The following is a 21134-nucleotide window of genomic DNA, read 5'->3' on the forward strand; positions in this document are numbered from 1 at the left end:
ACCACATGCCAGAGCTAAGAGCGATACTCAGCATTGATGCGCACATATTCATGGGACAGATCCGAGGTCCATACCGATTCGTTAAAATCCCCACGATTCAAGACAATCCGCACACTGATCTCCTCCCGCGCGACGACTTCTGCACCCTGCGCTTCGGTATAGCCTTGCGCTCGCTGTCCGGCCCTGACAATTTGCACAGCACCGAGATAGACATCGACCAGGTTGACATCGAGTCGCTCCATCTTGGTTTTGCCGACCGCCATCAAAATACGCCCCCAGTTGGCATCCGAAGCCGACATGGCGGTCTTAAACAGCGGACTGTCGGCGACCGAAAAGGCCACGGCAAGGGCTTCTTCGGTATCTTGTGCGCCCTCGACCCGAACCTCGATAAACTTACTCGCACCTTCACCATCACGGATAATTTGCTGGGCCAACGACAGCATCAACTCTTTAATCGTTTTTAACAGATGGAGGTAAAGCGGGTCCGTCGCGCTGGTCACCCGAGGGGCCTGTGCCTTACCCGTCGCTATGACGACACAAGCGTCATTAGTGGAGGTATCGCTGTCAACGGTAATGCGATTAAACGACGCCGTAGCGGCCTCTCGGGTAATCTGCTGCAACAGGTCTTGGTCGATGGCGGCATCGGTACCGATAAAGGCCAGCATGGTCGCCATATTAGGTTTGATCATGCCCGATCCCTTGGCGATACCGGTCACACTAATGGTTTCATTGCCATATTCAAACTGTCGACTGGCACCCTTTTGGCGTGTGTCAGTCGTTAAGATACCTTGCGCTGCATCGTGCCAGTTGTCTGTGGCTAGGGTTGCTAGGGCATTGGGCAAGCCGTTCGCCAAGGCGGTCATGGGCAGATACTCACCGATCACCCCGGTTGAAAAGGGCAATACCTGTTCGGGGCCAACCGATTTGTGTGCCGCCAAACGGGTACAGGTTTCCCGAGCATCATCCAGACCCTGTTGACCCGTGCCAGCGTTCGCGTTGCCGGTATTGATCACCAAAAACCGCGTGGGCTTGTCAGTGCTCAAATGCTCTTTGCAGATTTGCACCGGTGCCGCACAGAAGGCGTTTTGGGTAAAGACCGCCCCTATTGTTGAGCCCGGGGACAGTTCAAAAATCACCAGATCGCGCCGACCGACGACCTTGATCCCGGCGCAGCCGACACCAATGGTAATGCCTGCTATGGGCGCTAACGTGCCCGTAAATCCTTCACCTACCGCCATATCCGCTACCGCCCTACAGGGTCTAATGTGGGTGCTAGACCCGGCCTAATTCAATTTGCCGTGGCATTGCTTGTATTTTTTACCCGAACCGCAAGGGCAGAGCTCGTTACGACCGACCTTCTGAGTGCCGCGCACCGGCTCGAGGCTCGATTGAGCACGGGCCTTGTCGGCGCTAAGCGCAGATGCCTGGGCGCTATCGAACTTCATCCGAGCTTTGGCAGCCTCTTGGCGGCGTGCAGCTTCTTCTTGCACCTCCTCCGGCGAGCGAACCTGGACCAAGGACAGGTATTTCACTGTTTGGAACTTCACTTCGGACAACATGTTCTGAAACAACTCGAAGGATTCACGCTTGTACTCTTGTTTCGGGTTCTTCTGAGCATAGCCACGCAAATGAATGCCCTGGCGCAAGTGATCCATATTGTAGAGGTGTTCTTTCCAATGCTGATCGAGTACCTGCAACATGACCTGTTTTTCAAATTGGCGGAAATTGCTCTCCCCGACAACCGTTTCCTTGTTCTGGTAGGCATCAGACAAGTCGCTAATAATTCGCTCTCGGATAGCAGCCTCAAGCAGATTTTCGTCCTGATCTAGCCAGGTTTGAATAGCCAGACGAGTGCCCAGTTCGGCTTCCAACTCCCGTTCCAGTCCTTCAATATCCCACTGTTCAGGAATACTGCTGGGCTCGATATGATTATCGATCAACTGATTGGTGACATCGAGACGGATCTTTTCGATGATGTCGCGGATGTCTTCAGCGATCATCAGTTCATCACGCTGCTGGTAGATGACGGTTCGTTGATCGTTGGCCACATCGTCGTATTCGAGTAACTGCTTTCGAATATCGAAGTTGCGGTTTTCCACCTTGCGTTGGGCCTTTTCGATGGCGTTAGAGACCATCTTAGCTTCAATCGGCTCACCTTCGCCCATGCCCAACTTACTGAACATATTTTTCATGCTCGGTGGCATAAAGATGCGCATCAGATTGTCATCGAGTGACAAGAAGAAACGGGATGAACCCGGATCGCCTTGGCGACCGGCTCGGCCGCGCAGCTGATTATCGATACGGCGAGATTCATGCCGCTCAGTACCGATAATATGCAGACCACCTGAATCCTTAACCGCCTGCTGACGTGCCGCCCATTCTTGTCGCGCGTTGGCGAGTTCTGCCTCGCTAGCGCCCTCGAGCTTGGCCAAAATCGCATCGAGATTGCCGCCTAAAACGATATCGGTACCTCGGCCTGCCATGTTAGTAGCGATGGTCACAGAACCGGCCATGCCAGCCTGGGCGATAACTTCAGCTTCGCTCGCGTGCTGCTTGGCATTGAGTACGTTGTGCTTCATGCCAGCCTTGTCTAGGGCTAGAGAAATACGCTCCGATGCCTCGACCGAGGCAGTACCGACCAATACAGGTCGTTGTTCGGCAACGATCTTCTTGATTTCTTCGATAACCGCGGCGTACTTATCGACCTCACTGAGATAGACCAGATCATTGGCATCTTTACGCACCACGGTTTGATTGGTCGGGATAACCACAACATCTAAACCGTAAATTTCTCGCAGCTCGAACGCCTCAGTATCGGCGGTGCCAGTCATACCCGATAGTTTGTCATAAAGACGGAAATAGTTTTGAAAAGTGGTGGAAGCAAGGGTTTGGTTCTCTTTTTGAACCGACAGGCCCTCTTTGGCTTCGACCGCCTGATGTAGGCCTTCACTCCAACGCCGCCCGGGCATGGTTCGACCGGTATGTTCATCGACAATAACAACCTGATCATCTTGCACCAGGTAGTCGACGTCCCTGTGGAACACATGGTGAGCACGCACACCCGCCATTACATGATGAAACAAAATAAGGTTGGTGGGCGAATAGAGGCTTTCCCCGTCAGGCAATAAGCCGGCTTTGATCAGCAGAGCTTCCACCTTTTCATGGCCGGCTTCGGTTAGTTCGACGCTGCGTTGCTTTTCATCAATTATAAAATCACCGGCGACTTCCGGTTGGGTCTCAACAGCCGCATAGCCGCGCGTCAAACTCGGGATCAGCTTATTCACTTCAATATAGCGAGCACTGGAATCCTCCGCCGCACCCGAAATAATCAGTGGGGTACGGGCTTCATCGATCAGAATCGAATCCACTTCATCGACGATGGCAAAGCCATGACCGCGCTGAAACTTGTCTTCCATACGGAAGGCCATGTTGTCGCGCAGATAATCGAAACCAAATTCATTATTGGTGCCGTAAGTGATATCGGCTTGGTAGGCTTGACGCTTTTCGACCGGGTCTTGCTGATTAACCACCACACCGACACTGAGTCCGAGTGCATTGTAGAGCGGAGTCATCCACTTGGAATCACGTCGCGCCAGATAATCATTGACGGTAATGACGTGCACGCCCTTGCTCGGCAGCGCGTTGAGGTAGGCAGCCAAGGTCGCGACGAGGGTTTTACCCTCGCCGGTCTTCATTTCGGAGACCTTGCCTTGATGCAAGACCATACCACCGATCATTTGAACGTCGAAGTGGCGCATGCCCATGGCGCGTTTGCTGGCTTCGCGCACTAAAGCAAAGGCCTCAGGGATAAGCAGATCGAGGGCTTCGCCTTGACTGTGGCGCTCTCGGAATTCGACTGTCTTGGCCTTGATGCCATCGTCGGTCAATTCCGCATAGGGGGCTTCAAATTCGTTAATCTTAGCGACGATCTTATTGAGTCGCTTAACTTCGCGATCGTTTTTACTTCCGATCACTTTACGGGCAATTTTAGTGAACATAGAGGCTGATTTCTGTTGAGTTTTCAGGCATTTAGGGTTGGGGTAACTATACAGATCACAAGGCGGGATGTCTTTGAAATTGTCTTGAATTGACAACAGGAGTGATAAAACCAGTCTCGCAAGCCACCCCGGGCGGGGTGGATTCTACTGAGGAATTAGAACCGAGCAACCCGGTTGATATATTTGGCAGGATCCACTGCCTTGCCATTAAACAGCACTTCGAAATGCACATGAGGACCTGTCGATCGGCCAGTACTGCCCATTAAGGATATTATATCCCCCTTGGTGACCACATCACCCAGCTCGACAAGAATCTCATCACAATGGGCGTAACGGGTTACGAAGCCATTGCCATGATTGATTTCGACCAATTTACCGTAACCTGACCGAGTTCCAGCCCAGGTAACTACACCAGAGGCGACTGAAACAATATCGGAGCCGTTTTTACCGGCGAAATCGACGCCTTCATGCCAGGCCAAGTTGCCTGAAAACGGATCGTTACGATAGCCGTAACGAGAGCTCATCCAGCCGCGTTTTATCGGCCGGCCAGCGACGAAGGTTTCGTTCTGGATTTTTCGGTCGCCCAGCAAGGAGTTCAACACCCGCAGCTGTTGCTCTCGATTATCAATCTGATTGGCCAACTCATCAAGAATATTGACAAAATCGGGGGCTTGATAATCGACAAATTCAGACTCTGGGCCGCCCACTGCAGGAGGAACAGAGAAATCGAATTCGCCCTTATCGAGACTGGCAACATCGACTAAGCGTTCACCGAGCGCATCGAGCCGGGTCAGCCGGGCCTGCAGCTGAGCCAGGCGGATACGCAGAGCGTTGATTTGCTCCTCAGTATAGACACGGGTTTTTTCAACCTGAGCCGCCTGATTTTCAATGCGGTCCAGCCAAATCAGCGAAGCATTTTGATCGACAATATCCGATTGGATCGGGCGCAGGTATTGATAGCCGAGGTATCCGGCCCCCGTTATTGTCGACACCAGCACAAATAAGACCGGCACTAACATCCAAACGGATACCATCGTGGAACGACCATGCTTGCTGCTGACCAGGATGATCTTCATCTATCAGGTACCCACAGCGATAACCGGCGCAAAAGCGATTGGCATTTGAGCTTCATTGGTATCGTCGTAGGTTGCGAATTCCCAAGCATCGGGGTTCTTTAACAGCTCCCGTAGGAGAATATTATTCAACCCGTGGCCTGATTTATAGCCGACAAATCGCCCGATCAGGCTATGACCCAGCAGATAGAGGTCGCCGACTGCATCAAGGACCTTGTGCTTGACGAATTCATCTTCGTAGCGCAGACCATCTTCGTTGAGGACGCGATAGTCATCCACGGCAATAGCATTATTCACGCTGGCGCCAAGGGCCAGGTTATTCGCTCGCAGGTACTCAAAATCGCGCATAAAGCCGAAGGTGCGCGCGCGCGACACTTCTTTTACAAAGGCGGAGGTCGAGAACTCAAATTCGGTCACCTGTGAGCGATTTCGAAACACAGGATGATCAAAATCGATGGTGAATTTGATGTTGAAGCCGTCATAAGGTTCGAAACGGGCAAATTTATCGCCATCTTGAACGTTGATCGATTTCAATACTCGAATAAAACGCTTGGGCCGTTCCTGTTCCACAATGCCTGCTGACTGCAGCAAAAACACAAAAGGACCTGCACTGCCGTCCATTATCGGGACTTCCGGGGCGCTGACCTCGATAAAAGCATTATCGATACCAAGTCCGGCGCAGGCCGACAGCAGGTGTTCGACGGTATCAACACTGACATCGCCATTTACCAATGTCGTAGACAAAGTCGTGTCACCCACGTTCAGGGCGTGGGCTTTAATTTCAACTGGGACCTCTAAATCGGTCCGCACGAAGACTATACCAGTGTCGACCGGCGCTGGCTTCAAGGTTAAATAGACCTTTTTGCCCGAGTGTAATCCTACACCCGTAGCTTTAATCGTATTTTTCAGGGTTCGCTGATTGACCATTTGGTGACTGATACCACATTTAAGACTTACAAGCCTTCCATTCTAGCAGAACAGTTGCCATGAACAAAAGATTTACAGCCGATTACACTCAATCGGCTTGGCGACGCAGAAATGCCGGAATATCAAGATAATCCAAATCTTTCAGAGTTTTAACCGGCTTTGGCCCGCTCACCTCATCGGATGCTCGGCTAGACGCGGCTAAGCGAGTGCCTGTAGGCCGATCGAGTTTCGTGTAATCAATGGAGCCATCGCTGCGTCGGGTGTTGTCGATCGCAACCTTTGGCTTGGACACTACCTTGACCGGGGCTTCACCAATACCGGTGGCAACGACGGTAACGCGAATTTCATCTTCCAAGCTTGGGTCGATGACCGTACCGACCACGATAATGGCATCTTCAGAGGCAAATTCTTCAATGGTATTACCCACTTCGGTAAATTCATCCAACCCAAGGTCAACGCCAGCGGATACGTTCACTAGGATGCCCCGCGCACCACTTAGGTCGACATCTTCCAGCAACGGGCTACGAATGGCCATTTCGGCGGCGCGCTGGGCACGGTTTTCACCAGATGCTCGGCCACTGCCCATCATTGCCATTCCCATTTCAGCCATGACCGTGCGCACATCGGCGAAATCGACGTTGATCATACCCGGACGGACGATTAGATCGGCCACGCCCTGAACGGCATTCAACAACACGTTATTGGCTTCACCAAAGGCTTCGAGCAGGGTCACATTTTTGCCCAATACACTCAATAGCTTGTCATTTGGAATAGTTATTAGCGAATCGACATGCTGACGCAATTCTTCCATGCCCTCATTGGCCACTCGCATGCGTCGTCGGCCCTCGAATGGGAACGGCTTGGTCACAACAGCAACGGTCAGAATACCCAACTCTTTGGCAATTTCAGCCACCACAGGGGCAGCACCGGTGCCAGTGCCGCCACCCATGCCAGCGGTAATAAAGACCATATCAGCACCCTTAAGGATTTCCTCAATCTGCTCACGATCTTCAAGTGCCGATTGGCGACCAACCTCGGGATTGGCGCCAGCGCCGAGACCCCGAGTAATGCTATTACCCAGCTGCAATGAAGTTGCCGCGTTAACACTGCGCAACGCTTGGGCGTCGGTATTGGCGCAAATAAACTCAACGCCCTCCACATTGCGTTCAAGCATATGCTTAACTGCATTTCCGCCGCCGCCACCGCAACCAAAAACCTTGATAATTGCATTTTGTGGCTGCTCATCGACCAGCGTGAACATATCGTTATTTTTTGTGTCGTTATCGTATGTAGACATTGTGTGGCTCCTATTTAGATTATCAGTGCCGCCTGACCGGCACACCCTGAATTTTTCAAAAATTTTCTGAAATTATTTGTTTGAATTTCTGCCAACCGGATACTTTGGCTCTGGATTTCTTGTGATTCCCGCTGTGCAATTGGCGCAATGCATATTGCAGCAGGCCAACTCCGGTCGCGTGAATCGGGTTGTTGACGACATCGGACAACCCTGATATGCCATAGGGCGTGGCCAGTCGCACTGGAACATGAAATACTTCTTCGGCCAACTCGACCGCCCCTTCCATTTTTGACGTACCACCGGTTAAAACGATACCGGCGGGAATCATGTCTTCAAAACCGCTGCGTCGCAGCTCAGCTTTGATTAATGAAAATAATTCTTCGTAGCGTGGTTCAACTACTTCGGCCAGCGCCTGCCGGGTTAACTCCCGAGCGCCCCGATCGCCAACACTCGGCACCTTGATAGTTTCATGCTCGCCAGCCAATTGAGACAGTGCACAGGCATATTTTATTTTTATATCCTCAGCGTGCTGAGTCGGCGTGGCAAAGGCCATGGCAATGTCGTTGGTGACCTGATCGCCAGCAATCGGAATGACCGCAGTATGTCGGATGGAACCGTCAGTAAAGATCGCCATATCGGTGGTGCCACCACCGATATCAACCATACATACACCTAATTCTTTTTCGTCATCAGTCAAAACCGATTGGGCTGACGCCAGTTGCTCAAGGATAATTTGATCAACTTCTAAACCACAGCGACGAACGCACTTTTCAATATTTTGCACCGCATTCTGTGCACCCGTGACGATATGAACCTTTGCTTCCAAACGCACGCCACACATCCCAAGGGGTTCTTTAATGCCCTCTTGGCTATCGATAATATATTCCTGAGGCAGCACATGTAAAATATGTTGATCAGCTGGTATCGCCACGGCCTTAGCCGCATCGGTCACCCTTACTAAGTCTGCTTCAGCTACTTCTTTATCTTTGATGGCGACAATACCGTTACTGTTTAAGCTGTTTATGTGACTGCCGGCGATGCCGACATAAACCGAGTGAATGTCGCACCCAGACATCAATTCCGCTTCTTCGATCGCGCGCTGAATACTTTGGATCGTGGACTCAATATTAACCACGACACCCTTCTTCAATCCGCGTGATGGATGTGACCCAAGACCGATGATTTCCAACCCACCCGCAGCAGTTACGCTGCCAACAATTGCCACTACCTTGGACGTACCAATGTCCAAGCCAACGAGCATTTTTCCTTTATGGGGCGATGTCATACTCAACCTCTGTTGCCAATTAACTCGCAATTCGTATCGCGATTCCGTTTGGATATCGCGCATCAATATATTCTATTCGTTCACTGCTATAGGCTTCTGACTGCAACAACCTAACGACGCGTCGACTTCTTTCCAACACATTTCGTTCACCTAAAGCGATGGTCAAGCCGTCGTCCATTTGGACGTACCATGACCCTCGGGCCTGCATGCTAACCTGGACTAACTGAGCTCCTAGTGCCGCAAAGATCTGCGTAAACTGCAGATACTGTTCCATCACTCGAGCCGCGCTGTTGTCAGGCCCTCTCAGGCTGGCCAAATCTAAACTGACCAACGGCTTGTCCAGAGGTACGCCCTTACTATTTAATACTTGTTGACCGTTCCATAATGCAATCGGCTCGTGCTCAACCAATGCCACGGAAATTGTACCAGGCCAAATTTTTACAACACTTGCCTGAGCTATCCATGGCAATCTTTCTAAATCACGCTGTACATCAAGCAAATCTAAAAACAGCAGACTACGTGTTAAATACCCCTGCAACACGCCTTCAACAGCCAAACTATTTTGAAACTTTAATGGCTCTGCAATGGCATAAACCTGCAGCGGCATAGGCTCCCATTTCAGCCCAGACAGCCAGTTAATCGAGAACACACAAGCTGTCAAAACAACCCCCCCAACCACCACCTTTGCACTGAACAGGGCCCACTTTCGTATTGGCAACGACGCCTTTCGTCGCGTCGCGCCATTTGATTTTTTCTTAGCCGCCACTTCAATCTTCTTCCTATTTAACCGTTGCTAACAGCTTGTGCATCAACTCCGGTAGGTCCCAACCGTATGCCGAGGCCGCCTTCGGCACCAGACTGTGGTCGGTCATACCGGGTATGGTATTTACCTCCAGAACTTGCAACGCGCCTTGGCCATCCATCATCAGATCAACCCGACCCCAACCTGTGCAACCTAAGGCAGCAAAGGCCATTAACGACATCGCCTGCACAGCGCCTTCCAGTTCGGCACTTAGCCCGCTGGGTAAGTGATATTCGGTATCCTCACTTACATATTTAGCATCATAATCGTAGAACCGAGCATGGGGCTTAAGCCTGATAACCGGCAACACCTCGGCACCAATAATGCCCACCGTATACTCAGGCCCGTCTACAAATTGCTCGACCAAGACCTCCGTGTCGTGGTTCAGTGCCTCAGTCACCGCGGACATAAATTCGCCTTGATTGTCCGCCCGACCAATCCCAATACTTGAGCCTTCACGTACCGGCTTAACAAATACCGGGTAGCACAGTCGAGCTTGGTGAATCAAGGCGTCTGCTTGGCTGCGCACAACCACGAAGTCTGGCGTGGGCACGCCTCCGGTTTTAAAAATCATCTTGCTGCGCAGCTTGTCCATCGCGATCGCCGAACCCATCACACCACTACCGACGAAAGGTATTCCCACCCATTCCAACAAGCCTTGTAAGACTCCATCTTCACCCATTCGACCGTGCAGAACGGGAAACACAACATCTGGTTTATGCTCGGCCAACCAGGGCAGTAGTAGACTCCGATCAACCAAATCCAGTTCGACCACTTCATACCCTGCCGTCAGCAATGCTTTAATGACGGTTCGGCCACTAAGCAAAGCCACCTCACGTTCGGCTGACAATCCGCCAAACAAGACGGCTACTTTGTTAAATCTTGTGCTCATGCAGTTTTAAACCCCAAGCCTTGCTTCGCAATCTCCAGCGAGAGCGCGCCAATATCGCCGGCACCCTGGGTCAATAACAAATCTCCGTCCTGCAGTATATCGGGCAGGATGGTTAAAATATCTTCGATCCGTTCAACAAAAATTGGATCTACTCGGCCTCGTTGACGAATACTGCGACACAGGCTTCGACTGTCTGCACCATTAATGACCGGCTCACCGGCGCTGTATACATCGAGCAACAACAGCACGTCCACCTTTGAGAGCACCTCGACAAAGTCTTCATACAGGTCCCGAGTACGACTATATCGGTGCGGTTGAAAAACACTAACGAGTCGTCGTTCCGGCCAACCGGCTCGAATAGCGTCCAGGGTAACCTGCAATTCCTTCGGATGATGACCGTAGTCATCTACCAACATTATTTTACCCTTGCGTGTATCAAACTCGCCCTGTACTTGAAAACGTCGACCAACGCCTTCGAACTCTGCCAGACCTTGCACGATTTGCGCATCCGATACGCCTTCATCGGTTGCTACTGCTATAACGGCCAAAGCGTTGAGAACATTATGGTCACCGGGCATATTCAGGCAAATATCTAGATTTTCTTTCTGCCGACGGCATACGGTGAAACGTGTTGTTAGCCCCTCTTGAGCAATATTTATTGCGCGCACATCCGCGTCAGCGTTAAAACCATAGGTCACCATCTGCCGCCGTACCAAGGGCATTATCGACTGCACATGGCTATCATCCGAACACAATACAACCAAGCCGTAGAAGGGCACGTTGTGCAAAAATTCAATATAGGCTTTCTTAAGTTTTTCAAAATCACCGTCATAAGTGCTCATATGATCGGCGTCGATATTGGTTACAACGGCGGTCATCGGTTGGAGATGTAAGAATGACGCATCGCTTTCATCTGCCTCGGCGACCAGATACCGGCTGGTGCCCAGGCGTGCATTGCTGCCTGCGCTGTTTAGCTTGCCACCGATAATAAAGGTTGGATCAAACTCGCCCTTGGCCATCACCGACGCCATTAATGATGTGGTGGTGGTCTTGCCATGTGCGCCAGCAATTGCGATACCATGACGATAGCGCATCAACTCAGCCAACATTTCGGCACGCCGCACGACAGGAATCCGCTTATTTAACGCCCAGCCAATCTCGGCGTTCTCGGCATCAATGGCACTTGAGACGACGACAACGTCAGACCCAATGACATTGTCTTCATGATGACCGATGACCACACTGATGCCGATCGACTGCAGCCGCTGTGTAGTCGCGGTTGCACGCAGATCCGAGCCGCTAATCTGATAGCCTTGGTTGCACAGCACTTCAGCGATGCCACACATACCTACGCCACCAATGCCGACAAAATGAATACGTTTGATGCGCCGCATTTCTGGAATCGGAAAACTTTCTTTGTTTTTTAGATCACAATTTGTCATAAGGCTCTACTCTCTATAACGTCCTGAACAACCTTCACTATTCGCTCAGCAGAATCGCGTATACCCAACTGCCAAGCCCTTTGTGCGCTGTCAATTAAAGCAGGTCGAGTATCATTCCAATAATCCAATCGTGCGGCTAATTGCTCGGCACGTAAGTCGGTTTGTTCAAACCACTCTGCTGCCTGTGCTGCACAAAGCCATTGGGCGTTGCGGTACTGTTGTTTGTCGACATGCCATGGGTAAGGAATAAGAATTGCCGGTACACCCACCACGGCTAATTCTGAGACAGTAGATGCACCGCTGCGCGCTATTACCAAATCACACCAGGCATAGGCCGCCGCCATATCATCGATAAACTCAACTACGGTCGCCGCCAATCCTAAGTCTTGATAAGCTCGCTGTGTGGCGTCACGTTTGCCTTGTCCGGTTTGGTGCCATATTTCGAGTCGGGCCTGGGTTTTCGCAGCGGCCACAGCCGCGGGTAGCAATTCATTAATAGCCAGAGCGCCCTGTGAGCCGCCTAACACCAGCAAACGCAACTTAGTGTGCTGACCCAGCAGCCGCTCTTGCGGTTGCGCCATGGCGCATAGAGCGGCACGCACCGGGTTACCAACCACCTCATAATCGGCGCTGAAGGTATTTGGAAATGCTTGTAATATGCGCGTGGCTTTAGGGGCCATCTTTTCATTGGTCAAGCCCGGCACGCCGTTTTGCTCGTGCAAGATGATCGGCGTCTGCAATAACCACGCGGCAATCGCACCTGGAGCTGAGGCGTATCCGCCAAAGCCAATGACCAGATCAGGCTTTTCGTGCCGAAAAATCAACAAGCTGGCCACCAGTGCGCGCACAAGATTGAACGGCGCTAACAACTTGCGCAGGCGCCCGCCATGCCATGCTGTGACGGGTAAGGCGCAAAATTTGAAGCCCAAGCTGGGCACGATGGTGTTTTCCATGCCCCGGCGAGAGCCAAGCCAACGGATCTGATAACCATTCGCTTGGAGTTCCTCGGCAACCGCGGCCGCAGGGTAGATGTGACCGCCCGTGCCGCCGGCCATTAGCATTATTTTAGTCATCTGGTCGGCTCCAATCGATGCGTTTCAGCATGAATGCGATTGACCAGAGCGATGAGGCAAATGCTGACAATAAGGCTGGTACCACCGGCGCTTATAAAGGGCAGTGTTAGTCCCTTGGTAGGCAGTAAGCCGGTGTTAACCCCTATATTGATAAAGGCCTGCATTGTAAAAAGGATGCCAATGCCATAACTGCAATAGGCGCCAAAGAGGTTGTCCTTAATTTCGGCTAAACGACCGACACTAAAGATTCTGTGGATCATTAGCGCATAGAGCGCGATCAAAGCCACGATGCCAAATAGGCCCAATTCTTCAGCGATTATTGCGACAATAAAATCATTGTGGGCTTCGGGTAAATAAAAGAGTTTTTGTATTGAATTGCCTAGGCCCACACCAAACCACTCACCCCGGCCGAAGGCAATTAACGACTGGGTCAATTGGTAACCACTGCCATAAACATTTTCATCAGACCACGGGTTGCGAAATGCCAACAGGCGTTTAACGCGGTAAGACTCTGATAAGGCCATCGCAATAACTAGGGCGAGCGCGCCAAACATGGTCAACAAAAATTGCATGGGTTTGACACCACCCAAAAATAACATACCGAGAATAGTGCCCAAGATTACCACGACTGAACCAAAGTCAGGCTCCAACAATAACAGGGCCACAACCACCAGCAGAACGAGCAAGGGCCGTGCGAAACCGTAAAAGCTACTGATGACCTCTGCACGACGGCGCACAAGATAGGCACCGACATATAAAATCATACTAACCTTGGCCAGTTCAGACGGCTGAAAGCCGATCGGCCCCAAATCGATCCAGCGACGTGAACCCTTAATCTCTTGTCCGATGCCTGGAAGCAACACCAACACCAATAACAAAAAACCAGCCAACAAGAAGAAAGCGCTGTGCCGCTGCCAAACCGCGGCAGGGACCACGGAGACCATTAACCCACCGAAGGCGCCAATAAGCATGTAGATGCCATGACGCAGGACGAAATGATAGGGCACGTCAAATAGCTGTTCGCTGACATCAATGCCCGCCGAGGCAATCATCACCAGTCCGAACAAGAGCAGAGCGAAACAGCTGCCGATCAGCACCACGTCGGGCTGCCACATGGGCTGATAATTAAGGTCTAATCTATTAGGCGCCAGAGGCATCTGCTTTTGCATAGTCATGCGAGCGCCTCCACCCAGGTTACGAATTGACGACCACGCTGTTCGAAGTTCGTAAACTGATCAAAACTCGCACAGGCTGGTGATAACAACAGCACATCACCCGCTTGCACTATTGCCTTGGCCTGGGCTAGCGCGTCGAACATGGATTCTACATAAGTGGCCTGCGGCGCCACGTCGGTGAAGCGCGACTGGTCTTCGCCATAGACAAACACCGCCTTGCAATGAGCGGCGATCGCTGGTGCCAGCGGACCGAGCTCCTGACCCTTGGCCTGACCACCAAGCAACAGTACGATGGCCTTACGGTCGGCTTGGGCCAGGCCGGTTAGCGCAGCTAAGGTCGAGCCAACATTAGTTGCTTTGGAATCGTTAAAGTATCGAACGCCCGCAAGCTCACGAATTAACTGGCAGCGATGCGGCAAACCACTAAAGTTGCGCAACGCAGCCAAGGTATGCTCGCGCGGATTCTGAACCGCATCGGCCAAGGCCAACACGGCCAGCGCATTGGCAATATTATGACGCCCCGGCAAGGCCAACACAGAGGTTGGCAGCAATGCGTTTAACCCCAAGGCCAGACAAGTTCCGGATGGGGTTTCGAGTAAGCCATATTGTTTGAGATCGGGACGGGTCAGGGCAAAGCTGGCTACCTTGACGTTCGGTGCGACCAACGGCTGGGTGAGCAAATCTTGGCGATTGAACAGCGCCTGCTTGGCACCAAAGTAGATACGCTGCTTGGCCTGTTGGTAACGCGCCATCGAATCGTATCGATCCATATGGTCTTCAGACACATTGAGGATGGTCGCTATATCCGCGCCGACACTCGGGAGCAGTTCCAGTTGAAAGCTCGACAATTCCAAAACGGCTACATCGAACATTTGATCCGCGACATCCAGAACCGGTTGACCAATATTACCGCCGATCAATACGCTGCGCCCGCTGCGCTGTATGGCCTCACCCAACCATTGAGTAACCGTTGATTTGGCATTTGAACCGGTAATGGCCACGACTTGACCGGTGAACTCGCTCAAAAATAGTTCGATATCACTGGTGACGCGCGCGCCGGCCTTGATAGCGGCCTGCACCGCAGGCGTGTGCAGAGCAACCCCAGGGCTCATTACCAGGACATCCGCCTGCTCAAACTGCTCTATATCAAAGCCACCGACCTGCACATCCATATCCGGAAACTGCGTTTTCACCTCGGCCAGGTTCGGTGGATTGGTGCGACTGTCGGTCACGGCAACCCACTTGCCCCGCGCCGCTAAATAACGCACACAGGACAGCCCGGTCAATCCAAGACCCACTACCAAATACTTAGTGTCGGCGCCTATTAGTGTCATTAGCGGATCTTCAACGAAGCTAAACCAATCAAGACCAGAATCACGGTAATAATCCAAAAACGGACTATGATGCGTGGCTCCGGCCAACCTTTTAATTCGTAATGGTGATGTAGGGGCGCCATCCTGAAGATGCGCCTCCCGGTCATTTTGTATGAGCTGACTTGGATAATCACGGACAGAGTTTCGGCGACGAAAATACCGCCCATAATAAAAAGTACTAATTCCTGGCGCACGATGACGGCCATCACGCCCAACGCAGCGCCGAGTGCCAACGAGCCCACATCGCCCATAAAGACCTGCGCCGGGTAAGTGTTAAACCATAGAAAGCCTAAACCAGCGCCCACCAAGGCAGAGCAAAATACAATTAACTCGCCAGTGCCGGCAACATAGGGAATTTGCAGATAGTCGGAATAGACTGAATTACCGGTGACGTAGGCGAACACGCCGAGTGCGCCACCGACCAAAACCGTTGGCAAGATGGCCAAACCATCTAAGCCGTCGGTTAGATTCACGGCGTTGGACGTACCGACAATCACGAAGTAGGTCATGGCAATATAGAGCCCACCCATCGGCAGGGCGATGTCCTTGAAAAAGGGCACAAAAAGGGTCGTTTCGTCTGGTGTCGTGGCAGAGTAAAACAGCACCATTGCGGCAAACAGGCCGAAGCCTGACTGCCATAGAAATTTGGCTTTGGCAGATAGGCCCTTGCTATCTCGTTTGACCACCTTACGATAATCGTCCACCCAACCGATGCCGCCGAATCCAGCGGTAACCAGCAAGGTGATCCAGACATAACGATTGCTAAGGTCCGACCAGAGCAACACGGAACTGATCACCGAGATAATGATCAACGCACCGCCCATGGTCGGAGTGCCAGCCTTGGCCAGATGACTCTGAGGGCCATCACTGCGGATAGACTGACCGATCTGATGATGTTTCAATAACCGAATCAATTTCGGACCCAAAATCAACGACACAGCCAATGCTGTTAACACGCCGAAAATGGCCCGCAAGGTAAGGTATTGCAGCACCTGGAAGCCAGCATCAAGTTGCTCTAAAAAAGGCGTGAGCCAAACAAACATTAGGATTTCCCTCTCAGAGCGTCGATCACCCGGTCCATACCAGAACTGCGTGATCCCTTAACCAAAATGGCTGTATTATGATTTATTGTTGCTGGCAACTCGGCCAGTAATTCGACTACTGATTTGAAATGTCGCCCACCAAAGGCCGCTGACATCGCACTAGCCTGTTCGCCAGCGCTCCACAACTGGCCGATCTTACCTATAGCATATTGGCCCACCGCCCGGTGATGCGCTAAAGACTCGGCACCCAGCTCAGCCATGTCGCCGGCGATTAACAATGTCTCTCCGCCTATGTCTGCCATGACATCGATGGCCGCTTCAAATGAAACTGGATTGGCGTTGTAGGCATCGTGAATCAACGCACCGCCATGTTTCGACTCAACCGGCTGCATACGGCCCGGCTCTGGCTGCATGGCACCAAGGCCATTGGCGATGTCAGGGGCTGACGCACCAGCCAGCCAAGCGGTCGCTGCAGCCGCCGCCGCATTGAGCGCCATATGGCGACCAAGCATGGGCCAGCTGACAGCAATATTGCCGTCCGGCAAGCTAAGGCTAAAATCACTGCCCTGCCCGGTGCTGGTAAATGCCAGCAAACGAACATCGGCGTCGAGATGCTGTCCAAAGCTGATTGTTCGACGCTTACCGGCTCGCTTGACCCAATAGGCAAAGGCCGGATCATCCCGGTTGAACACACAACCCCCAGCGATGTCGGTCGTGTCGATGATTTCACCCTTGGCCATGCGCACACCATCAAGCCCGCCAAAACCGTCGGTATGGGCTATGCCGGCATTGATAATCAGGCTGATATGGGGCCGCGATATGCTACCCAACCAATCTATTTCACCAGCAGCATTGGCGCCAAATTCAAGCAAGACTCGCAAGTCCCGATCGGACAGACGGAACCAGGTTTTGGCCACACCTATATCGTTGTTGAAATTGCCTTGAGTCGACAATAGGCCCGGCTGCAAGGCGAGAATATGCTCCAGCATGGCCCGGGTTGAGGTCTTACCGGCACTGCCGGTCAAGGCGATCACTGGGCCGGTAAACCGATCGCGCAGCGCACTGGCCAGACAACCCAAAGCCCGCTTGGTGTCACTCACCACCAATTGAGGAATCGCCAGATCGGCTATTAACTGCTGTACCACAACAGCACACGCACCCTTTTCTATCGCCGCACTTAAATAGTGGTGACCGTCATACAGGGGACCGACAAGAGCAACATAGATGTCACCTTTATTGATCGAACGGGTATCGGTGGAAATGTCATCTATAACCGCATCAACGCCGATTAGCTGACCGGTGCATGCCAGCGCCCAATCGGACAGTTTTAGATTAGTCAACATCGAGCGCCTCCTGCCAATTAATAACCGTTTCCTGGTCGGAAAAGGGATGCCGGATACCATCGATTTCTTGGTAATTTTCGTGACCCTTGCCCGCTATTAAGACCACATCGGTCGCACTGCAACTAGCCAATGTCTGGGTAATGGCCTGCTTGCGGTCATTGATGATTCGATATTCGGCTGTGGCATCAAAACCCTGACAAATTTCGGCAATAATCTGCTCTGAACGTTCGGTGCGAGGATTATCATCGGTCACCACAACAAAATCGGCCAACTCAGCAGCGACCTGGGCCATCTGCGGACGCTTGCCACCATCGCGATCGCCACCACAACCAAAGATCACCACCAGACGACCACTGACGTGCTCACGACATGCCTGCAAGGCCTTCGCCAAGGCATCGGGCGTATGGGCATAGTCGACCACGACGCAGGGCGCATACTTTAAACGGATGGTTTCCATACGACCCTTCACTGGACTGCAGTTGGAGATAATGCGGGCTGCGGTATTCAACGGCACCTGTTCGGCCAACATTAGGGCGAAAGCTGCCAAGGCATTGCTAAGATTGAACCGGCCCAGCAAGCGTAAATTTAAATCAACGATACCCTGGGGCGTCTGCACGGTGGCATCAATGCCGGCTTCGTGGCAGCGAATTGATAAGGCCTGAACGGTCGCAGGACGCTCTAGGCTGTAAGTATAAATATGTTCGGCGGTGATCGTGGCTAAGTGATCTTGTACCCAAAGATCATCGATATTCACGATGGCGTTGGTCAGGCCGGGCCAGTTCAACAACTGCCATTTGGCTGCGCCATAAGCGGCCATGGTGCCATGATAATCGAGATGGTCGCGGCTCAGATTGGTGAACAGAGCGCTACGGAAATGCACGCCGTCAACCCGACCCTGAGTCAAACCATGGGAGGACACTTCCATGGCGCAATACTCGGCGCCCTGCTGCTGCTGGCGGGCCAGCTCTATGTGCAAGCGCACCACATCGGGGGTGGTGTTGCGGGTTTCACTGAGCTGACCCCAGAGACCCTGGCCGTTGGTACCAATGATGCCGCAGCGCTTACCCAAGAAATCGAGTGATTGGGCGATATATTGACAGGTAGAGGTCTTACCGTTGGTGCCGGTAATACCGATCATACTGAGCTGTTCGGTCACTGAACCGTAGAAGCGATGGGTTAGATCACCCAGCCGTCCAGCAAGGTTGTCAATGACACATATCGGCACGGCACCTTGCGGCTGGGGCACGGCTCGCTCGCATAGGATGGCGACTGCACCATTGGCTAGCGCCGCGTCAATAAAGTCGTGTCCATCTAGGACATGGCCTTTCAAGGCGACAAAAATAGATCCTCGAGTCACCTCTCGGCTGTCCAGAGTGATGTCGAGCGCGCGCACGCCAGCGAGGTCATGGCACTCCGGTAACCAATCCAACATAGAGATCATTAGTAGGACCCCGCTTCGGCCAGAGGCGATGAGTCAGGTCGAATATTCAATAGGGGCATGGCCTGTTCCATAATGCCCTTAAATACCGGTGCGGCGACTTCACCACCGTAGTAGGCATCATCTGGCGGCTCGTTGATCACCACGACAGTAACGATGCGCGGATTGATCGCCGGGGTAATGCCGACAAAGGATGAGACATATTTTGCATCCTCGTAGCCCGAAGCACCCACCTGGTGAGTCGTACCCGTCTTGCCTGCTACGCTGTACCAATCCAGTTTGCCCCGAGTAGCGGTACCACCGGGTTGCACAACCGTTTCCATCATCTTTATCACGGCTTGAGCTGAAGCGGCACTGACCACCTGCATACCCGTCTCGCCGGATGACACGCCTTGAATAAGACGCGCATTCACCCGGCGACCATTATTGGCCAGCGTGGCATAGGCCTGCGCCAGATGCAGCGGCGTCACTGCCATACCGTAGCCATAAGCGAGCGATCCTTGGATAACACTGTCCCAGCGCATCGGGTTGGGCAATGAACCGGTGGCTTCGCCCGGATAACCTAAACTTGTTGTTTCACCCAATCCGAAGTTATAGAGCGCTTGCCAGAATTCTTCTTTGGGTATGTTTTCGGCAACCTTAACAATGCCCACATTGCTGGATTTCTTAATGATCTGGGTTGCACTCAAAGTGCCGTAATTCTTGAAATCGCGGATAGTATATTTGCCCAAGCGCATACGGCCCGGACTGGTGTTGATCTGACTGTCGACCTTTACAACGCCTGCATCCAGAGCAATTGCCATGGTCAAGGGCTTCATTACTGAGCCGGGTTCAAATAGGTCGGTTAGCGCGCGGTTGCGCAAGGCCTCAGGCAAGAGCGAACTTCTATCATTGGGGTTGTAACCGGGTTGATTGACTAGAGCCAAGATATCGCCAGTGTGAATATCCATCATCACTACAGAACCGGAGGCCGCGCCCATGCTCGCTACCGCTTGCTTGAGTTCGCGAAAGGCCAGATATTGCAAGCGCAAGTCTATTGTCAGCACCAGATTCTCACCCGGCTGCGCCGCCAAAATTTCGCCCACATCCCGCACTGAACGTCCGAGCAAATCGCGAATCACCTCTTTCTTACCAGCGACAGAGGCAAGCTGCCGCTCAAAGGCCAACTCGATGCCTTCCTGACCTCGATCATCGACATCGGTAAATCCGCTGAGATGGGCTGCGACTTCGCCGGTAGGATAGAAACGTTTATATTCTTGCTGACCGTAAACACCGGGCAGCTTCATATCGAGAATGACCTGGGCCTGGTCGGGGGTCATTTGACGGCGCACAAACATAAAGGCGCGATGTGCGTCGGCCCGTCGAATGAGGGTTTTAACCTGGACCTGGGCCGCTTCGGCCAAAGCCGGCAAATCGGTAGGGTCTAACTCACGCGGATCGGCCCAGACAGATATGACCGGCGTACTCACGGCAATGGGCTCGCCATAGCGATCCGACAACATGCCACGCGGTGCATTAACCACTTCGCTTCGCTGCCAGCGAGAAGTTCCTTCTGAGATCAGAAAGTCTTTTTGCATCACTTGCAGATACACCACACGCCAAAGCGTCACCGACACTAAGGCCAGCAAAACTATTTGTACTGTGGTGTAACGCCAACGAGTTTGCACCATGTCCTAACTCATACCCTCTTTTTATTTGTATTCCATTGCTCGAATGTTTTCGACACTGGGTAATATCATCTCTAATTGCTCACGCGCGACGCGTTCGACGCGCGACGGTGAGGAAAACGCACTCTCTTCTAACAGCAACCTGCCCCATTCTTCCCACTGGACCTGCTGCGCTCGCCGGCCCTGCTCTATCAATGCAAACTGCCCGCGCGTCTGGTACGTCACCGAAACAATGCCGAAGGCGGTAATCAACACCACGCAGACCTCAAGCACTAGCAGACCCCAAGCGGCCGGTGACACCGACAT

At 52.4% G+C, this 21134-nt stretch carries 17 protein-coding genes; all 17 read right to left on the reverse strand.

Features of this window, described 5'->3' with window-relative positions:
* Positions 1–14: 14 nt before the first annotated feature.
* Positions 15–1238 carry a bifunctional glutamate N-acetyltransferase/amino-acid acetyltransferase ArgJ gene (argJ, locus tag AC4FIC_RS05455; RefSeq protein ID WP_100258015.1) on the reverse strand — a complete coding sequence of 408 codons (1224 nt, stop codon included), beginning with the start codon at positions 1236–1238 and terminating at the stop codon, positions 15–17.
* Positions 1239–1283: 45 nt separating this feature from the next.
* On the reverse strand, positions 1284–3998 hold the full coding sequence (gene secA, locus AC4FIC_RS05460) for a preprotein translocase subunit SecA (protein ID WP_100258016.1): 2715 nt from the start codon (positions 3996–3998) through the stop codon (positions 1284–1286).
* Positions 3999–4153: 155 nt separating this feature from the next.
* Positions 4154–5074 carry a M23 family metallopeptidase gene (locus AC4FIC_RS05465; RefSeq protein WP_100258017.1) on the reverse strand — a complete coding sequence of 307 codons (921 nt, stop codon included), beginning with the start codon at positions 5072–5074 and terminating at the stop codon, positions 4154–4156.
* Positions 5075–5077: 3 nt separating this feature from the next.
* The gene (lpxC, locus tag AC4FIC_RS05470; protein WP_100258018.1) at positions 5078–5998 is read right to left on the reverse strand and encodes a UDP-3-O-acyl-N-acetylglucosamine deacetylase; all 921 of its coding nucleotides are present in this window, start codon (positions 5996–5998) and stop codon (positions 5078–5080) included.
* 88 nt (positions 5999–6086) lie between these two features.
* On the reverse strand, positions 6087–7259 hold the full coding sequence (gene ftsZ, locus AC4FIC_RS05475) for a cell division protein FtsZ (RefSeq protein WP_100258790.1): 1173 nt from the start codon (positions 7257–7259) through the stop codon (positions 6087–6089).
* A gap of 91 nt (positions 7260–7350) precedes the next feature.
* The gene (ftsA, locus tag AC4FIC_RS05480) at positions 7351–8580 is read right to left on the reverse strand and encodes a cell division protein FtsA (protein ID WP_476194103.1); all 1230 of its coding nucleotides are present in this window, start codon (positions 8578–8580) and stop codon (positions 7351–7353) included.
* Between the two features lie 19 nt (positions 8581–8599).
* Positions 8600–9346 carry a cell division protein FtsQ/DivIB gene (locus tag AC4FIC_RS05485; protein ID WP_273285927.1) on the reverse strand — a complete coding sequence of 249 codons (747 nt, stop codon included), beginning with the start codon at positions 9344–9346 and terminating at the stop codon, positions 8600–8602.
* 13 nt (positions 9347–9359) lie between these two features.
* Positions 9360–10274: a D-alanine--D-alanine ligase gene (locus AC4FIC_RS05490; RefSeq protein WP_100258021.1), complete on the reverse strand. Its 915-nt coding sequence runs from the start codon at positions 10272–10274 to the stop codon at positions 9360–9362.
* Entirely contained in the window at positions 10271–11716 is a 1446-nt protein-coding gene (gene murC, locus AC4FIC_RS05495) for a UDP-N-acetylmuramate--L-alanine ligase (RefSeq protein WP_100258022.1), read from the reverse strand. Before murC ends, AC4FIC_RS05490 begins: the two co-directional genes overlap by 4 nt.
* Positions 11713–12789, reverse strand: coding sequence for an undecaprenyldiphospho-muramoylpentapeptide beta-N-acetylglucosaminyltransferase (murG, locus tag AC4FIC_RS05500; protein WP_100258023.1), 1077 nt, complete (start codon positions 12787–12789; stop codon positions 11713–11715). The genes murC and murG overlap by 4 nt, the downstream gene beginning before the upstream one ends.
* Positions 12786–13964 (reverse strand): putative lipid II flippase FtsW, encoded by a 1179-nt coding sequence (gene ftsW / locus AC4FIC_RS05505; protein WP_100258024.1) that lies wholly within the window; start codon positions 13962–13964, stop codon positions 12786–12788. Before ftsW ends, murG begins: the two co-directional genes overlap by 4 nt.
* Complete coding sequence (gene murD, locus AC4FIC_RS05510; protein ID WP_100258025.1) at positions 13961–15298, reverse strand: UDP-N-acetylmuramoyl-L-alanine--D-glutamate ligase; 1338 nt, start codon at positions 15296–15298, stop codon at positions 13961–13963. The genes ftsW and murD overlap by 4 nt, the downstream gene beginning before the upstream one ends.
* The gene (gene mraY / locus AC4FIC_RS05515) at positions 15298–16380 is read right to left on the reverse strand and encodes a phospho-N-acetylmuramoyl-pentapeptide-transferase (protein WP_100258026.1); all 1083 of its coding nucleotides are present in this window, start codon (positions 16378–16380) and stop codon (positions 15298–15300) included. Before mraY ends, murD begins: the two co-directional genes overlap by 1 nt.
* Complete coding sequence (locus AC4FIC_RS05520; protein ID WP_158524384.1) at positions 16380–17723, reverse strand: UDP-N-acetylmuramoyl-tripeptide--D-alanyl-D-alanine ligase; 1344 nt, start codon at positions 17721–17723, stop codon at positions 16380–16382. The genes mraY and AC4FIC_RS05520 overlap by 1 nt, the downstream gene beginning before the upstream one ends.
* Positions 17713–19164, reverse strand: a complete 1452-nt coding sequence (locus tag AC4FIC_RS05525) for a UDP-N-acetylmuramoyl-L-alanyl-D-glutamate--2,6-diaminopimelate ligase (protein ID WP_100258028.1) — start codon at positions 19162–19164, stop codon at positions 17713–17715. Before AC4FIC_RS05525 ends, AC4FIC_RS05520 begins: the two co-directional genes overlap by 11 nt.
* Positions 19164–20831: a peptidoglycan D,D-transpeptidase FtsI family protein gene (locus tag AC4FIC_RS05530; RefSeq protein WP_100258029.1), complete on the reverse strand. Its 1668-nt coding sequence runs from the start codon at positions 20829–20831 to the stop codon at positions 19164–19166. Before AC4FIC_RS05530 ends, AC4FIC_RS05525 begins: the two co-directional genes overlap by 1 nt.
* 21 nt (positions 20832–20852) lie before the next feature.
* On the reverse strand, positions 20853–21134 hold the full coding sequence (gene ftsL, locus AC4FIC_RS05535) for a cell division protein FtsL (protein WP_100258030.1): 282 nt from the start codon (positions 21132–21134) through the stop codon (positions 20853–20855).

The organism is Reinekea sp. (assembly GCF_982785585.1).

Excerpts from the sequence above, each read along its gene's own strand:
- mraY (WP_100258026.1), bottom strand. The coding sequence starts at position 16,380 with ATGTTTGTTTGGCTCACGCCTTTTTTAGAGCAACTTGATGCTGGCTTC.
- murC (WP_100258022.1), bottom strand. The coding sequence starts at position 11,716 with ATGACAAATTGTGATCTAAAAAACAAAGAAAGTTTTCCGATTCCAGAA.
- lpxC (WP_100258018.1), bottom strand. The coding sequence starts at position 5,998 with ATGGTCAATCAGCGAACCCTGAAAAATACGATTAAAGCTACGGGTGTA.
- ftsL (WP_100258030.1), bottom strand. The coding sequence starts at position 21,134 with ATGTCGGTGTCACCGGCCGCTTGGGGTCTGCTAGTGCTTGAGGTCTGC.
- argJ (WP_100258015.1), bottom strand. The coding sequence starts at position 1,238 with ATGGCGGTAGGTGAAGGATTTACGGGCACGTTAGCGCCCATAGCAGGC.
- murD (WP_100258025.1), bottom strand. The coding sequence starts at position 15,298 with ATGACACTAATAGGCGCCGACACTAAGTATTTGGTAGTGGGTCTTGGA.
- AC4FIC_RS05465 (WP_100258017.1), bottom strand. The coding sequence starts at position 5,074 with ATGAAGATCATCCTGGTCAGCAGCAAGCATGGTCGTTCCACGATGGTA.
- AC4FIC_RS05525 (WP_100258028.1), bottom strand. The coding sequence starts at position 19,164 with ATGATCTCTATGTTGGATTGGTTACCGGAGTGCCATGACCTCGCTGGC.
- AC4FIC_RS05520 (WP_158524384.1), bottom strand. The coding sequence starts at position 17,723 with ATGTTGACTAATCTAAAACTGTCCGATTGGGCGCTGGCATGCACCGGT.
- AC4FIC_RS05530 (WP_100258029.1), bottom strand. The coding sequence starts at position 20,831 with ATGGTGCAAACTCGTTGGCGTTACACCACAGTACAAATAGTTTTGCTG.
- murG (WP_100258023.1), bottom strand. The coding sequence starts at position 12,789 with ATGACTAAAATAATGCTAATGGCCGGCGGCACGGGCGGTCACATCTAC.
- secA (WP_100258016.1), bottom strand. The coding sequence starts at position 3,998 with ATGTTCACTAAAATTGCCCGTAAAGTGATCGGAAGTAAAAACGATCGC.
- AC4FIC_RS05490 (WP_100258021.1), bottom strand. The coding sequence starts at position 10,274 with ATGAGCACAAGATTTAACAAAGTAGCCGTCTTGTTTGGCGGATTGTCA.
- ftsA (WP_476194103.1), bottom strand. The coding sequence starts at position 8,580 with ATGACATCGCCCCATAAAGGAAAAATGCTCGTTGGCTTGGACATTGGT.
- ftsZ (WP_100258790.1), bottom strand. The coding sequence starts at position 7,259 with ATGTTCACGCTGGTCGATGAGCAGCCACAAAATGCAATTATCAAGGTT.
- ftsW (WP_100258024.1), bottom strand. The coding sequence starts at position 13,964 with ATGACTATGCAAAAGCAGATGCCTCTGGCGCCTAATAGATTAGACCTT.